At 59.7% G+C, this 14,154-nt stretch carries 15 protein-coding genes; 7 read left to right on the forward strand and 8 right to left on the reverse strand.

Annotated features, from left to right (window positions below; translation table 11 throughout):
• Positions 1–62: 62 nt before the first annotated feature.
• The 3 genes from I6L34_RS05365 to I6L34_RS05375 form a co-directional block, all read right to left on the reverse strand.
• On the reverse strand, positions 63–1,355 hold the full coding sequence (locus I6L34_RS05365) for a phospholipase (RefSeq protein ID WP_216956056.1): 1,293 nt from the start codon (positions 1,353–1,355) through the stop codon (positions 63–65).
• A 33-nt stretch (positions 1,356–1,388) separates the two neighbouring features.
• Entirely contained in the window at positions 1,389–1,865 is a 477-nt protein-coding gene (locus I6L34_RS05370; protein ID WP_254202936.1) for a CesT family type III secretion system chaperone, read from the reverse strand.
• A gap of 138 nt (positions 1,866–2,003) precedes the next feature.
• Positions 2,004–2,498, reverse strand: coding sequence for a RimK/LysX family protein (locus I6L34_RS05375; protein ID WP_216956061.1), 495 nt, complete (start codon positions 2,496–2,498; stop codon positions 2,004–2,006).
• A gap of 381 nt (positions 2,499–2,879) precedes the next feature.
• Here I6L34_RS05375 and I6L34_RS05380 point away from each other — a divergent pair, with 381 nt between their 5' ends.
• The 5 genes from I6L34_RS05380 to I6L34_RS05400 all read left to right on the forward strand — a co-directional run bounded on the left by I6L34_RS05380 (position 2,880) and on the right by I6L34_RS05400 (position 7,828).
• On the forward strand, positions 2,880–3,923 hold the full coding sequence (locus I6L34_RS05380; RefSeq protein WP_005348017.1) for a GMP reductase: 1,044 nt from the start codon (positions 2,880–2,882) through the stop codon (positions 3,921–3,923).
• Between the two features lie 96 nt (positions 3,924–4,019).
• Complete coding sequence (earP, locus tag I6L34_RS05385; protein WP_216956064.1) at positions 4,020–5,216, forward strand: elongation factor P maturation arginine rhamnosyltransferase EarP; 1,197 nt, start codon at positions 4,020–4,022, stop codon at positions 5,214–5,216.
• A gap of 45 nt (positions 5,217–5,261) precedes the next feature.
• Entirely contained in the window at positions 5,262–5,828 is a 567-nt protein-coding gene (efp, locus tag I6L34_RS05390) for an elongation factor P (protein WP_005335100.1), read from the forward strand.
• Positions 5,829–5,963: 135 nt separating this feature from the next.
• Positions 5,964–6,728: a DUF3530 family protein gene (locus I6L34_RS05395; protein ID WP_058057160.1), complete on the forward strand. Its 765-nt coding sequence runs from the start codon at positions 5,964–5,966 to the stop codon at positions 6,726–6,728.
• Between the two features lie 143 nt (positions 6,729–6,871).
• Positions 6,872–7,828, forward strand: coding sequence for a D-2-hydroxyacid dehydrogenase (locus I6L34_RS05400; protein ID WP_021229760.1), 957 nt, complete (start codon positions 6,872–6,874; stop codon positions 7,826–7,828).
• Between the two features lie 96 nt (positions 7,829–7,924).
• Here I6L34_RS05400 and I6L34_RS05405 read toward each other — a convergent pair whose 3' ends face one another.
• Entirely contained in the window at positions 7,925–8,407 is a 483-nt protein-coding gene (locus I6L34_RS05405; protein ID WP_058057159.1) for a YMGG-like glycine zipper-containing protein, read from the reverse strand.
• A 247-nt stretch (positions 8,408–8,654) separates the two neighbouring features.
• Complete coding sequence (locus I6L34_RS05410; protein WP_213386608.1) at positions 8,655–10,205, reverse strand: sensor domain-containing diguanylate cyclase; 1,551 nt, start codon at positions 10,203–10,205, stop codon at positions 8,655–8,657.
• Positions 10,206–10,453: 248 nt separating this feature from the next.
• Between I6L34_RS05410 and I6L34_RS05415 the strand changes: the two genes are divergently transcribed.
• Positions 10,454–11,056, forward strand: coding sequence for a nitroreductase family protein (locus tag I6L34_RS05415; RefSeq protein ID WP_005348028.1), 603 nt, complete (start codon positions 10,454–10,456; stop codon positions 11,054–11,056).
• Positions 11,057–11,170: 114 nt separating this feature from the next.
• Here the strand turns inward: I6L34_RS05415 and I6L34_RS05420 are convergent, their stop codons facing one another.
• Complete coding sequence (locus I6L34_RS05420; protein ID WP_058058870.1) at positions 11,171–11,818, reverse strand: HAD-IA family hydrolase; 648 nt, start codon at positions 11,816–11,818, stop codon at positions 11,171–11,173.
• A gap of 8 nt (positions 11,819–11,826) precedes the next feature.
• Positions 11,827–12,072 (reverse strand): hypothetical protein, encoded by a 246-nt coding sequence (locus I6L34_RS05425; RefSeq protein ID WP_058058871.1) that lies wholly within the window; start codon positions 12,070–12,072, stop codon positions 11,827–11,829.
• Between the two features lie 116 nt (positions 12,073–12,188).
• On the opposite strand from I6L34_RS05425, the gene I6L34_RS05430 reads away from it, so the two are divergent.
• A complete protein-coding gene (locus I6L34_RS05430; RefSeq protein WP_058057155.1) occupies positions 12,189–13,097 on the forward strand; it encodes a LysR family transcriptional regulator in 909 nt (302 codons plus the stop codon).
• Between the two features lie 95 nt (positions 13,098–13,192).
• Here I6L34_RS05430 and I6L34_RS05435 read toward each other — a convergent pair whose 3' ends face one another.
• Positions 13,193–14,131 carry a sensor domain-containing diguanylate cyclase gene (locus tag I6L34_RS05435; RefSeq protein WP_058057154.1) on the reverse strand — a complete coding sequence of 313 codons (939 nt, stop codon included), beginning with the start codon at positions 14,129–14,131 and terminating at the stop codon, positions 13,193–13,195.
• Positions 14,132–14,154: the final 23 nt, after the last annotated feature.

The raw sequence follows: 14,154 nt of genomic DNA on the forward strand, positions 1-14,154 counted from the left end.
TTGTTTATAGATAATTAGCACGCTGACGCTATGCGACTTGTCGCCGCGCCATCACCGGCAGATCAGGCAAGCAGTGCATCCAGACCTGCCGTCACCGCCTCCATGCGATGCCCGCCAGAGTGTTCAATCACATAACGCTTGCCCACCTGGGAAGAGGCATCCAGCCCGAACACACCGTGCTCCACCTTCTGGCTCAGCGGATCCCTGCTGGTGTTGACGTGGGTGACATTGGCATCGTCCAGCTTGTGAGCGAGGCGATCCCGCAATCCGACATGCAGCCCCATGCTGTTGAACGCCGTGACCTTGAGCCCGTGCTTGATGCCGGCATATTGCGCCAGCCCCCCCCCCAGCGAGTGGCCCAGCACCTCGACCTTGCCGCCATACTGCTGGGCAAAGGCCTTGACCAGCCGGTCGGCATCTTGAAACGCGCTGTCCTTGATGCCTAGGGCCGCGCCAGCATCGCTCTTCAGGGTGCCGGGACGTTTGGCAGGTTGAGTGCCCACGAACGAGAGCACCATGGTATCGCCACGCTTGTAAACGGCGACCTTGAGCGCAGACCAGGCATCACCTGTCAGGATAAAGGGGTCATTCTCGTTCTTGCCCGGGGTGACATGAAGTGTCAGGGCACTCCCGGTGCCACCGGAACCATCTTCACGGCGGGCCAATATCGAAGGGGGAATATCTGCCAGCGTGGCGTGACTGTAGCCTGCCGGCATCTCCCGATAACTGCTGGAGCAGCTGACCCGCGCCAGCTGGGCCGCATCCACCACAGCTCTCGCCCCCTCGGCAGTCAGCGGTTCCTGCTGCGCCTTCGCCACGAAGGCCGGTTTGATGATCCCCTTGGCGGCACTCAAGGCCTGCTGTGAGCCTTGTTGCAACCGCTCTGACATACCGAGCGGCAGATGGGAGGCCCCCTTCATCACGCTACCCGCCAACCCCAGAGAGGAGGAGGCCACCAGACGCGCCGCTGACTCGCCAAGGTTTTTCACCCCGGCCACCCCGGCCGTCACCGCACCGCTGGCCACGCTGCTGACACCACCGGTGATATTGGCCAGCCCTTTGATGATGGCGCCCGTCCAGTAACGGGCCTTGCCCTTGGCACTCTGGGCATGGGAATCATGGCCGCCCTGGATGGCGATGCCAATCTTGCGAGCCGGGGCACTGAGGGTCAACCACTTGAGCGAGGTATTCAAGACCTTGCCCGGCTGAACCCGGGAGCCGAAGCCGAGACTGGTATAGTGAGAGGCCAGATTGTGATGAACCGAGTGCTGGCGAGATGAGGATTGCACCTCGCCATGCTCATGAGAGGCCACAGCGCTAGCACGCTGGGGTTGTCCAATACTTTGAATAGACATCTTCTACTCCTGATTAATACCAATGACGATCCATCAACACGGGATCATGACGCCAGATAACGGGGAGGGAATGGCAGCTGTCTCCTGCCGGGCGTTCAACGCCTGCAATTGCGTCTGCAAGGTGACGCCGAGATCAAGAAATTCGCCCAAGGTCTGCATAAACAGAGTTTTATCGAGCATTTCGATAAGAGAGGAAAAGGTCAGCACCAGATGGTTGCTGCGACTGTCCAGACTGATCTGGCTTCCCCCCGTGGTCAAACCAAACATGTTCAGCTCAAGGGCCGAGCGGGTCAGCTGCAACTGACCGACCGCATCGTCAGGCAGACGCAGCAAGGGGATATAGAGGTAGCATGCCTGCAGATCATCGTTATCGGGCACTTCGACCAGGCACTCGCCATCCAGACCGAATGGCACACGGCAGTGGCCATCGCTGCCCAGACTCAAGGTGACGCCCTGCTGTTCGCCCGCGAGCAATAGCCATTCAGATACGATTTGTTGATAGGGTTTCACTATGATGCACTCCACGCTCAAGCCCTTGCTGGCGAACGAGCTCGCACGCTTCAGGGTATGGTGGAGATGCTACCTCTGGCAGAGGGGCGGGGATTTAGCTGTGAAACGGCGTTTTTTAGATTCACGCCGAAATTGCCCCTAACGGCAGGCGGGCTGCACGGTAAAGGTTCGACTGGAATCCACCGGGCCCAGCTCCGCCAGCAGACGTCTGCCCAGCAGCACCGGATAGATCATCTTGCTGCGATCCCGCAGGGTGAACCACTCCTCATACACCTTGTCCCCCAGACAGATGGACATGGTCACCGTTGGCCGCTGCTCCATGCCGCCCGCCCCGCGCACCGTCACGCTGCGCTCGACCCGCCGCTCGAACTGCTGTTTGACCAGTTTGCTGCTGTCGGCATCGGTCACCACCAGCATGAAGCGCACCCAGGGCTTGCCATCCCGTTTGAATCTGGTGATGGAGCGTGCATCGAGGGAAGAGGTGAGCGCCCCGGTGTCGAGCTTCATCTTCACCGCCACGCCGGTAGGCAAAATAAGCCCCTTCTCGATCCAGCCATAGCTGGTCGGGGTCTCAGCCAGCGCACTGCCACACAGTGCCAGCATCAGGGTGATCCCCACCATCATCTTGCCCATTTTACGACCCTGCCTTGTCAATCCTGCGCCCAGTTCTACCACAGTCCCATTGTGGGTCAATCCGATTTATTTCAGCTACTTGGATAATATCTGGCGGGTCAGGAGAGAGACGACAAAGAGTGGCCGAACGGCGGCCCAAGCGGGCGGGAATATCGAAGGAGAGCAAGGCACCGAACGGTGCTGGATGAAACTGGTGGTTAACCTCAGGTTGTGACGCCAAAGGCTACCACAAGGATTTACAAATTATCAGTCTTGTTCTGAAGGGATTTTTGCCTACACTGTTGTAAACCGGAGGGCCTGAAAACCACCGGTTTTTTTGCGCCTGCCGAAAATTTGCCACTGCAAAAGTGACTTTCAACAAGGCTCAATAAGGAATTTGTAATGCGTATCGAAGAAGACTTGAAGCTCGGTTTCAAGGATGTCCTGTTCCGCCCCAAGCGCTCTACTCTCAAGAGCCGTTCCCAAGTAAGCCTGACCCGTCAGTTCACCTTCAAACACACTCAGACCCAATGGCAAGGCGTACCCGTTATCGCCGCCAACATGGATACCGTCGGCAGCTTTGCCATGGCGCGCACGCTGGCCGGTTTCGAGATGATGACCGCGGTACACAAGCACTACAGCCTTGAGCAGTGGCAAGCTTTCGTCAACGAGACCGATCCGGCGCTGCTGGGCCATGTGATGGTCTCCACCGGCACCTCGGCTGAAGATTTCGCCAAGACCCGCCAAATCCTCGCCATGTCCGAAGCGCTGCGTTTCATCTGTGTCGATGTAGCCAACGGCTACTCCGAGCACTTCGTCGAGTTCGTGCGCAAGATTCGTGAAGCCTGCCCCAACCACGTCATTCTGGCGGGCAACGTGGTGACCGGCGAGATGGTCGAAGAGCTGATCCTCTCCGGCGCCGACATCGTCAAGGTCGGCATCGGCCCGGGCTCAGTCTGTACCACTCGCGTCAAGACCGGCGTCGGTTATCCGCAGCTCTCCGCCATCATCGAGTGTGCTGATGCGGCCCACGGCCTCGGCGGCCAGATCGTCGGTGACGGCGGCTGTACCTGCCCGGGCGACGTAGCCAAAGCGTTCGGCGGCGGCGCCGACTTCGTGATGCTGGGTGGCATGCTGGCAGCCCACGAAGAGTGCGGTGGCGAGATCGTCGATGTAGACGGCGAACCCTTCATGAAGTTCTACGGCATGAGCTCCTCCAGCGCCATGGACAAGCACGCCGGTGGCGTCGCCGAATACCGCGCCTCCGAGGGTAAAACCGTGCTGCTGCCCTACCGCGGCCCGGTCGAGAACGCCGTGCGCGATATTCTGGGCGGCGTGCGCTCCACCTGTACCTACGTGGGCGCCAGCCAGCTGAAAGAGCTCACCAAGCGCACCACCTTCATCCGGGTACGCGAGCAAGAGAACAACGTCTACGGCAAGGAGTAACCTGCCACAGACCGCCGTCACACGCTGACGGTTAGAAGCCAGTCAACCGGTGTGCTACCCTGCGCACCGGTTTTTTTGCATTTGGAACCCCGAGCCATGACAACTCCCCTGCCCCCGTTTGACTGGGACATCTTCTGCTGCGTCGTCGACAACTTCGGTGACATCGGCGTCACCTGGCGACTCGCCCGCCAGCTAAAACGGGAGGGGAATATTGCGGCACATGGCGATGAGGTTCAGGTGCGGCTCTGGGTGGACGATCTGGCAAGCTTCGCCCGCATCTGCCCCGGGCTCGACCCGGCGCAGGATGGTCAGTGGGTCAATGGCATCTATATCCAGCACTGGCATGAGACCCTGCCGAGCGTCATGACACCGGCCAAGGTGGTGATCGAGGCCTTTGCCTGCGAACTGCCCGCCCCCTTCATAGAGCTGATGGCGAGCCAACCCAAGCCCCCCTGCTGGATCAATCTGGAGTACCTCTCGGCGGAGAGCTGGGTCGAGGATTGCCACGGCCTCGCCTCGCCCCAGCGAGTTGGCAACCAGAGCCTCAACAAATACTTCTTCTTCCCGGGCTTTACCGCTAAAACCGGCGGCCTTTTGTGCGAGCACGACCTCATCACCGAACGGGAGCTGTGGCAGCAAGATGATGCGGGACTTGCCGCCTACTGGGCCAGCCTCGGTTTGCCGCCAAAACAAGAGAACGAGCTGCGGGTCAGCCTCTTTACCTACGAGAGCGATGCGCTGAAGAGTCTGGTCGAGAGCTGGTGCCAGAGCGCCACGCCCGTCACCCTGCTGCTGCCGCTGGGGCGCTCTCTCAACGATGTGCTCACCGGTGCCGGTCTGACTGATGCCATCCCTGCAGCCAAAGCGGGGGATCTGCTCCACTCGGGCAACCTCACCATCAAGCTGCTGCCGATGACCGCTCAGGCTGGCTACGATCGACTGCTGTGGAGCTGCGATCTCAATCTGGTGCGTGGGGAGGACTCCTTCGTGCGGGCCCAGTGGGCGGCTCGTCCTTTCCTCTGGCACATCTACCAGCAGGAAGAAGAGGCCCATCTGGTCAAGCTGGAGCAGTTCCTTGACCACTACTTATCCGATCTACCCGCCGAGTGCTGCCAATGGCTGCGCCGCTTTAATCTGGCTCTCAACCGTGGTGAAGATTGCCGCGCACTCTGGGCCCAATGGCCGCAATACAGTGCGATTTGGCAGCAACATGGGCGAAGCTGGTCACAGAAGTTGCTCCGGGATGGGGATCTCGTCACGAGGTTGGTGAAATTTCTGGAAAGCCGTATATAATCTGGCAGTTTTTATCCGTCCGTTTCACGAACAGGAATTTTTTACATGAAAACCGCTCAGGAAATCCGCGCTGGTAACGTAGTCATGATCGGCACCGAGCCGATGGTGGTCCAGAAGGCTGAATTCAACAAATCCGGCCGTAACTCCGCCGTGGTCAAAATGAAGCTGAAAGGCCTGCTGAACGGCAGCGCCACCGAGACTGTCTTCAAGGCCGACGACAAGCTGGACGTTGTTCAGCTGGAGCGTAAAGAGTGCACCTACTCCTACTTCTCCGACCCCCTGTATGTCTTTATGGACACCGAGTACAACCAGTACGACGTAGAGAAAGACAACCTGGGTGACGTGCTGAACTACCTGGTAGACGGCATGGAAGATCTGTGTGAAGTGACTTTCTACAACGAGAAAGCCATCTCCGTAGAACTGCCGACCACCATCGTGCGCGAAGTTGAGTACACCGAACCGGCTGCCCGTGGCGACACCTCCGGTAAAGTGACCAAGCCTGCCCGTCTGAAAGGCACTACCTACGAGCTGGCTGTTGCCGCTTTCGTAGAGATCGGTGACAAGATCGAAATCGATACCCGCACCGGTGAATTCAAGCGTCGCGTCAACTAATTGACCGCTTTGAATTGATTGCAAAAAAGCGAGCCAACGGCTCGCTTTTTTTATTGCCTCCGAGTTGCCATCACACCGCCCGCCTTCAGAAAATCCCGCCGCCGCCGCTAACCCAGATAACCGGGGGAGCACACTATGGCCAGATTATCCTTATCACTGCTGTTATTGACCTTGCTGGCTGGCCATGGGGCAGAGGCGAGCGAGGTTGCGCCCCCCGTTGCCGAGCCAATGCCCCTCGACCATTGGCAAGCGAGCGACTGGAAAGGGCTACCCGATGCCACCCAGATCGACAAGCAGACGGTGCTGTTCGCCAAACACGACAGTGAAAACTATCTGGGGCTCGCCATTTTACTGCCCGACTGGCAGCGCAGCGGCCAGCTGTGGCAACTGACTCGCGCCCTCGGTCGACTGGGCTTTGATACCCTGCTGCTGCTCCCCTCTCCCCAACAGACCGAACTGGACCCAGCCGCCGAGAAAAAAGCGAAAAACAGCGATGAGTTTCGCAAGCAGTTTGCCGAGCGGATCAACAAGCTGGCCGATGCCAAGCTGCAGGAGGGGGGCTTCAAGCTGATCCTGGCGCAAGGTACCGGCGCTGCCTGGACAACCAACCTCATCGCTAGCGAACAGTTGCCCGCCCCCGATGCACTGGTGCTACTCGATGGTTTCTTCCCCAATCAGCAGAGCAACCAGACCCTGGCCAAACAGGTTGCTCAGGCGGCCATCCCCACACTCGATCTCTATCAGGAGGATGGCGGTCGCTGGCCCCTGCTGGCCGCCGAGGCCCGCAAAAGCGAGAGCCGCCGCAGCAACAAGCTCAACTATCGCCCCTACGCCCTGATGGAGCTGGAGGAGACCCCCACCCGCATTCAGGGCTGGCTCAACCATCTGGGCTGGCTCTAAACCGGCCGCTAGCGTGGCGCAATAAAGCGCGCAAGCTCACATCTGCCGGATAAAGCCCAGCCATGACACAGCGGCAGGCTGGCCCTGACCGCATCCTCTTTGGCATCATGGCATCTCGAACCTGAACAATGGCAGGAAGGTCCATGCAGCAGATTGTGTTTCTCGACAGCGATACCCTGGATGCGGGCATCACCCTGCATCACCCCGACTTCCCCCACCACTGGCAGAGCTATCCAAGTACTACCCCGGAACAGGTGGTGGAACGGCTCAAAGATGCCAGCATCGCTATCATCAACAAGGTACGGATCGGGGCCGCCGAACTGGCCCAGCTGCCAGAGCTCAAACTCATCGCGCTCGCCGCCACCGGCAGCGACAACGTGGATCTGGAGGCGTGCCGCGCCGCCAACGTCGGGGTGTGCAATATCCGCAACTACTCGGGCCCCTCGGTGCCGGAGCACGCCATGGCGCTGATGCTGGCCCTGTCGCGCAACCTCTTCTGCTGGCGCCAGTCGCTGCTGGAGGGACGCTGGCAACAGAGCGGCCAGTTCTGCTTTTTCGACCACAACATCATGGATCTGCACGGCAAGCAGCTTGGCATCATCGGCAAAGGGACACTCGGTCAGGCGCTCGGCGAGCGGGCCAAAGGGATGGGGATGACAGTGCGTTACGCCCAGAGCCAGGTCGGCACCAGTCACGACGAGGATCGCCTCCCCCTCGACGAGTTGCTGCAAAGTTCGGATGTGATCAGCCTGCACTGCCCGCTCACCCCCTACACCCGCAACCTGATTGGCGAGCGGGAGCTGGATCTGATGAAACCGGGCGCCCTGCTGATCAACGTCGGCCGCGGTGGGTTGGTGGATGAGGAGGCGCTGCTGCAAGCGCTGGCCAACGGTCGCCTCGGTGGTGCCGGTTTCGATGTGGCGAGCGTCGAACCCCCGCCCCCCGACCATCCCTTGATGAAGGCGCTGCAATACCCCCACTTCATTCTGACCCCCCATGTGGCCTGGGCCAGCGAGGAGTCGATGCAGCGTCTAGCCGATCAGCTGATCGACAACATCAACGCCTTTGCCGCCGGTCGCCGTCAGCACCGGCTGGTGTAACCGCACGAGCGAGTAACCGCAAAATCGAGTGACTACACCATGCAAAACGGGGCCAACAGGCCCCGTTTTGCATCTTTCGCACTCACTGCGCGCACATCAATCGTCGTCGTGCCATCTGTGCTTCTTGTGCTTTTTGTACTTCTTGTGGTGCTTGTGATGGTGATGATCGTCGTCATCATCGTAATAGCGATCCTGGCTCTTGTGGCCATCGCCGGTCTTGGCACCGATGGCTGAACCGCTCGCCCCGCCGACCCCGGCGCCGATCAGCTGACCGGTATCACCACCGACACTCTTGCCGATGGCGGCACCGCCCAGCGCCCCCACAGCGCCGCCAAGGGCCGCTTCATTCTTGTTGCCCTTGTTGGCCGTCGCAGCCCCACCGGCAGCACCGCCCAACGCCGCTCCCACCAGCGCACCGGTATCTCCCCCCAGCTCCTTGCCGATCATGGTGCCCGCCACACCACCTGCGCCGCCACCCAAAATGGTATTGAGGGTCTCGGAGGCGTGCACGGTCGTGCTGCCAGCCAGCAAGGCGCCCAGCAGTGCCAGTACGCGAAGAGCACGCGAATTCATCTCCATGGGTACTCCTGTCAAACCTGATTAATATTCAGCGGCACTATACAAAGCGCCACGGGGTTCGCCAGCCAGCAGAAATGAGGGATGCGACAGTCAATGACCGCACGGCCACCGCCCAAAATGGAAGAGTAAAATCAAGCGATTGAATTTAAAGATTAAAATCACCAAAAAGCCAAACTATTACGGCTGGGCGCCCCACCATCTGGTTGTCGTGTCCCGGCACAGACCCGCCGCGCTGGGACAACAGCTGTCAGTCAGCAGCCTCATCCGCCAGATGCCAGCAGTCCCGGCCAGCCTCCTTGCTACGATAAAGGGCTGCATCAGCACGCTCGAAGATGGGGTCGGCAACGGGTGAATGGCAGGCGCCGCCGATACTCAAGGTGACCTGCCCCTTGTGCTCACGCCACTGTTGATGTCGCACCACGTCAAGCAGACAATTGAGCTTCTCCGCCAGCTCATCCTGTGGCTGTTGCAGCAGAGCGGCAAACTCATCGCCCCCAATCCGGTAAACCGTGCTCACCCCCAGCACATCAGCAAGACAGTTGGCCACCCGACACAGCACCTGATCGCCGAAGGCATGACCCCGACTGTCATTGAGTCCTTTGAAGTGATCAATATCAAACAGCAGCAGCCAGAAGCGCTCCCCCCTCAGCTCCAGCGCGCTCTTGTGCTGCTCGAAGGCTCGCCGGTTCATGATACCGGTCAGAGGGTCCCGCAACAGCGCATCCTGCCCCTTGAGGAAGCTGGTCCTGACCTGATCGATCTCGTTCAGGCTGCGTCGCACAAACCAGGTATTGGCCTTGGTGATGGGGGGAGAACTCTCCAGATTGCGCACGATACCGGTCAGTGAACCCGATACCAGCGCCTGCTCCTGGCGGAAGATCCGCACCAGCAGACTCAGTGTGCAACACCAGATGGCAAACAGGGAGATCAATGGCAAAACCACCATCTGCAGCGCCTCATAGAGGCTGTTGCGAAACAGCACGGGCGGCAGATAGATATTGAGATCCCAGCCAATGTCCGCCAGCTCGCGCTTCAGGAAAGTGCCATGACACAACACATCCAGACCGAGCCACTGCTGGCCCTGATGCTGCTCGATGGGGTGATCTGCCAGCAGATCCATATTGCTGCCCACCACCAGCTGGCCGCTGTCGCGCAAGGTAAGATAGAGTGCGGCCTGATTGCCGCCAACCGTCCGCTGCAGCGCCTGCTGCAGCGAGTCGAACGACATGTCGACCATCAGCAGCCCCAGCAGTTGCCCCTGATCGTCCCACACCCGTTTGATCAGGCTGAGTATCAATTCATTGGTATTGTATTCAGGGTAGGGGCCAAACCAGACGAGCTCGTCGCCCGGCATGGTGGTCACCTGATACCAGGGTCGCAGCGCCGCCTGATAACCGGGGGGCGGTAGCCAGTCCGGGTAGCTGTCGATACGATCCGCGTTCAGGTTGTAAAAGTAGATGTAGTGGTTGCCTGGTTTGATCTTGTGCGCAATGGCCCAGATGGGGGAGTCGGCCAGACCGCCGCGAGCGATCTTCTCCTTGTCGAGCGAGGCCTCCAGCACCGCCAGTTGCCGCTCATTGACCTTCACCATCTCGTGGATCAGGGACGCTTCAACGGAGGATGCCATGTGGCCGAAACCGGATACCGTCATGTCGATATCCCTCAGATAGCTGGCAATAGCCATGATGATCGTCACTATCAGGATCATCAAACCAATTAATGCAGAGAGGGGGACCAGCACATAGTAGCGTTTATTGAGATACGAACGGCTCACATCACATCCGAACCAAGAAAACATACGGGGATTGTGGGAGAGAAAGGAGAGTGAATCATTGATTAATATCACTTTCGCGCCCCTTAAATGACACTTCCAACACTAACGAAACGTCAAGGTTCGCAAACGAATATCAACTGACAGGAAAAACGCTAGTTACCCCGGGTTAACCCCGCTCTGCATCGTGGGTGTTATAGTCTATACCTGATTCGGCAGGCGCTGGACAAACCGTCCATCACCGGCTGCAACGCCAAGCAGAACAAGGAGATGTTATGAGCAGTCCGTTTATCGAACAGATCAAAGCACGTCGTACCATCTATGCCCTGGGCGACCAGGTGTCCCACACACCGGAGCAGCTGACGGCCCTGATCCAGGATGCCATCAGGCACAGCCCCTCCTCCTTCAACTCCCAGAGCTCCCGTGCCGTCATCCTGTTTGGCGCCCAGCATCACAAGCTGTGGGATATCGTCAAAGCCGAGCTGAAAAAGATTGTGCCGCCGGAAGCCTACGCCCAGAGTGAGGCCAAGGTAGATGGCAGCTTCCGCGCAGGCTTCGGTACCGTGCTGTTCTTCGAAGACACCGACGTCATCAAGGATCTGCAGCAAAAATTTGCCCTCTATGCCGACAACTTCCCCATCTGGTCGGAACATGCCACCGGCATCGCCCAGTTTGCGGTCTGGACAACGCTGGCACAGGAGAAAGTCGGTGCCTCCCTGCAGCACTACAACCCGCTGATCGACGAGGCGGTACGCAAGGAGTGGAACCTGCCCGCCAGCTGGCTGCTGCGTGCCCAGATGCCCTTTGGCAGCATCAAGCAACCGGCCGGTGACAAAACCTTTATCGACGACGCTACCCGTTTCCGCGTTTTCAAATAACCGTTGAGAAAGCAAAACGCCCCCGCATCTCGGGGGCGTTTTTATTGCGGCATACAGTGTTGATGGCGATGGTTCATACCGCAATCTGCGGTCGTAATACGCTCTATCCACCGCTCAGGCGAGCAGCGTCACCAGCAGGGATGTCTCTCCAATCTCCACCTTCACCTCGCGCCAATCGCGGATCACCGCCACCACCGCCGGATTGAGCGGCGCATCGCCCCCGACCTGCACCACGGTGCAACCTGCACGCAGGGCGCTCTCGATACCGGCCGAGGCATCCTCGAACACCAGGCAACGAGCGGGCGAGACGCCAAGCCGTTCAGCCCCCAGCAGATAGGGCTCGGGATCGGGCTTGCCATGGATCACAGCTTCGGCCCCCACCAGTACATGGGGCAGCGGCAAACCGGCACAACTCAGGCGATGGCGAGCAACCCGCTCACTGGCGGAGGTCACAATGGCCCAATGCTCTGGCGGCAAGCGGCGCAGCAACTCGCCAGCCCCAAAGATGGCGTCACCGCCGGTATGCAGCATCTCCAGCTCGTCGAGCCGCGCCGCTTCCCGCTCTACATCCAGTTGCGGGGCCAGCGCCCGGATCACCTCTCGCGAGCGCATGCCGTGGCACATCGCCAACACCGGCTCGGGTGCCAGCTGATGATGCTGGCACCAGAGCCGCCACACCTTCTCCACATCGCCGGTCGAGCAGACCAGGGTGCCATCCATATCGAGCAGCAGGGCGGATACCGACAGGGTGATCGTGTTCATGCCAGCACTCATACAGGCACCCCGGCCAGCTCGGGCAGAGAGCCAGAGAGCGCATCGGCAAAGGCCTGCTGCTGGGCGGCACGCTCATAACAGGCCAGCGCCTGCTCGGCACTGCCAGCCCACACTTGCAAGGGGCCGACCACAAAACCCTGTTGCAGCAGGCTGGCGAGCAGCTCCCCCGTCTCCGGGGCCGCCAACGGCTGAGCCAGCACCAGCGTGCTCTTGATCAAAAAAAGATAACGTTGAGTGGACATGATATGGCTCCTTGTTCAGGTTCAGAGGAGGGCGATTCCCCCCTTGCCGAGCCATTAGAACAAGGCGATTAGATAATTTATAATCAATAAATCGCCACTTTGGATAACCAATTGGAATGAAATTCGACTTGAGGCAACTGCAGGCGTTTGTGACGCTGGCCGACACCGCCAACTACCGGGAAGCGGCCAGCCGCCTCTTTATCACCCAACCGGCCCTCACCAAGCAGATCCAGGGGCTGGAGCAGGCGCTGGGCTGCACCCTGTTCAAGCGGGGTCGCCACGGTGCCGAGCTGACGGCGCTCGGCGCCCAGCTGCTCACTCAGGCGAGTGCGCTGGTCGAGCACGGTCGGGAGTTCGAAAGCCATGCGCTGGCTGTGGCGAGCGGGGTAGCCGGTCGGCTCAAGATTGGCTTCGGTCTGTCGAGTTTCGCACTGGCCCCTGCGCTGGTGGCCCGCTTCAAACAGCAGGTCACGGACGTGATGGTCCATCTGCAGGATATGCCCTCCGCCATCCAGCAGGAACAGCTGCTCTCCGGCCAGTTGCAGCTTGGCTTTATGCGCAGACCTCAGGTGCCGCAGTTGCAGGAACACAGACTGCTGATCGACCGGCTGGTGCTAGCGGTGCCGACACGGATGACCGAGCCAGACCCGGCCGCATTCGACGTCCAGCAGGCACTGACCAGTCAACCCCTGTTGCAGATGGTGGGCCACCGCTGCCCTGGGCTCAGCCAGCAGATCGCCGGTTTTCTCGGCGCCAATCGGCTGACCGGCATGGTCCAGGAGGCCGAGGATATCCAGACGCTGGTAGCATTGGTCGCGGCGGGCATAGGCAACGCCATCCTGCCGCGCAGCGTCAGCTTTATCGCAGGGCCCGATGTCACCCTCTATCCCCTCTCTGGTCCCAGCTCCGAGTGGGAGGTCAGCATGGTATGGAATCCGGACTTTGACGACCCCATCCGGGATCACTTCGTCAGGCAGGTGATCGCCAGCCATCCCTTGCCGGTGTCAGCCACGCCCGAGCGCTGAAACCAACGCTCGCTGGTGGCTAACACCGTAACCAGCCAAAAAACAGTGCGCCCCCCATCAAGGGGGCGCATGCAGGACAAAAGCGGTAATGCGGCTCAACAGCTGGCGCAGTGACTACGGTTTTTACCCGCCCCCTTGGCGCAATAAAGCGCCGCATCGGCCGCGGCCAGCAACGCCCCTTCCCCCTCCAGCAGTTGCTCTGCCGTGTAGGTGGCAATGCCAATGCTGGCGCTAAGCTGAATATTATTTGCCACCACGATGTCGAGATCGTTGATGGCCTGGCGGATCTCTTCTCCAATCCGCTGGGCCGCATCTCGATCTGTATTGCCGAGGATCAGGGCAAACTCGTCACCACCAAAACGGCAGGGCAGATCCGCCGGACGCTGGCAGAAGGACTGCAGAAGATGGCCCACCAGCTGGAGGGATCCATCCCCCATCTGATGACCAAGATGGTCATTGCACGCCTTGAAGTTATCCAGATCCAACATGATGAGGGAGAGCGGTGTGTGTTCACGCATGCTGCGCCGCCACTCGTTATGCAGAAAGCTGTTGAACAGCCGCCGATTGGCCAGTCCGGTCAGGGGATCATGTTGGGAGAGGCTGGCAACTTCCAGCTCCAGCAGCTTGCGCTCGGTGATATTGATATGGGCGATGGAAAAATACTCGGCATCAAGCCCGGGTACAGGCGCTACTCGCATCATAAACCAGCGCTGGGTGTCGGGGCTGTGGCAGGGGTATTCCAGATAGAACTTATCCTGCTGATGACGGATAACCCGGAGGATCCCCTCCACGGCAGCCAATCCCGAGGGCTCGGCTTCATCGTCACAAGCCCCCATGTAATTGACTCCGAGCCAGTTATATCCCTTGGGCATGCCGTTTTGTTCACCAAACAGCTCCCAGGCGAGATTGGTGTAATGGATCACGCCATCCCGGTCTATCACCGATATCTGGTCTTCCAGCGAATCCAGCAGCGCAGCCAGATAATGAGCCCGCTCGGAGAAGTGACTTCGCGGCCTCTGTATATCATCCACCATGATGGCCATCCTGTGGCAAAAGT

Source organism: Aeromonas sp. FDAARGOS 1404 (genome assembly GCF_019047085.1).
Taxonomy (GTDB): domain Bacteria; phylum Pseudomonadota; class Gammaproteobacteria; order Enterobacterales; family Aeromonadaceae; genus Aeromonas; species Aeromonas veronii.

Bases quoted from the DNA above. Each gene is read 5' to 3' on its own strand.
- I6L34_RS05430 (WP_058057155.1), top strand. From the start codon at position 12,189: ATGAAATTCGACTTGAGGCAACTGCAGGCGTTTGTGACGCTGGCCGAC.
- I6L34_RS05420 (WP_058058870.1), bottom strand. From the start codon at position 11,818: ATGAACACGATCACCCTGTCGGTATCCGCCCTGCTGCTCGATATGGAT.
- I6L34_RS05365 (WP_216956056.1), bottom strand. From the start codon at position 1,355: ATGTCTATTCAAAGTATTGGACAACCCCAGCGTGCTAGCGCTGTGGCC.
- earP (WP_216956064.1), top strand. From the start codon at position 4,020: ATGACAACTCCCCTGCCCCCGTTTGACTGGGACATCTTCTGCTGCGTC.
- I6L34_RS05425 (WP_058058871.1), bottom strand. From the start codon at position 12,072: ATGTCCACTCAACGTTATCTTTTTTTGATCAAGAGCACGCTGGTGCTG.
- I6L34_RS05395 (WP_058057160.1), top strand. From the start codon at position 5,964: ATGGCCAGATTATCCTTATCACTGCTGTTATTGACCTTGCTGGCTGGC.
- efp (WP_005335100.1), top strand. From the start codon at position 5,262: ATGAAAACCGCTCAGGAAATCCGCGCTGGTAACGTAGTCATGATCGGC.
- I6L34_RS05435 (WP_058057154.1), bottom strand. From the start codon at position 14,131: ATGGTGGATGATATACAGAGGCCGCGAAGTCACTTCTCCGAGCGGGCT.
- I6L34_RS05405 (WP_058057159.1), bottom strand. From the start codon at position 8,407: ATGGAGATGAATTCGCGTGCTCTTCGCGTACTGGCACTGCTGGGCGCC.
- I6L34_RS05380 (WP_005348017.1), top strand. From the start codon at position 2,880: ATGCGTATCGAAGAAGACTTGAAGCTCGGTTTCAAGGATGTCCTGTTC.
- I6L34_RS05415 (WP_005348028.1), top strand. From the start codon at position 10,454: ATGAGCAGTCCGTTTATCGAACAGATCAAAGCACGTCGTACCATCTAT.
- I6L34_RS05410 (WP_213386608.1), bottom strand. From the start codon at position 10,205: ATGTTTTCTTGGTTCGGATGTGATGTGAGCCGTTCGTATCTCAATAAA.
- I6L34_RS05375 (WP_216956061.1), bottom strand. From the start codon at position 2,498: ATGGGCAAGATGATGGTGGGGATCACCCTGATGCTGGCACTGTGTGGC.
- I6L34_RS05400 (WP_021229760.1), top strand. From the start codon at position 6,872: ATGCAGCAGATTGTGTTTCTCGACAGCGATACCCTGGATGCGGGCATC.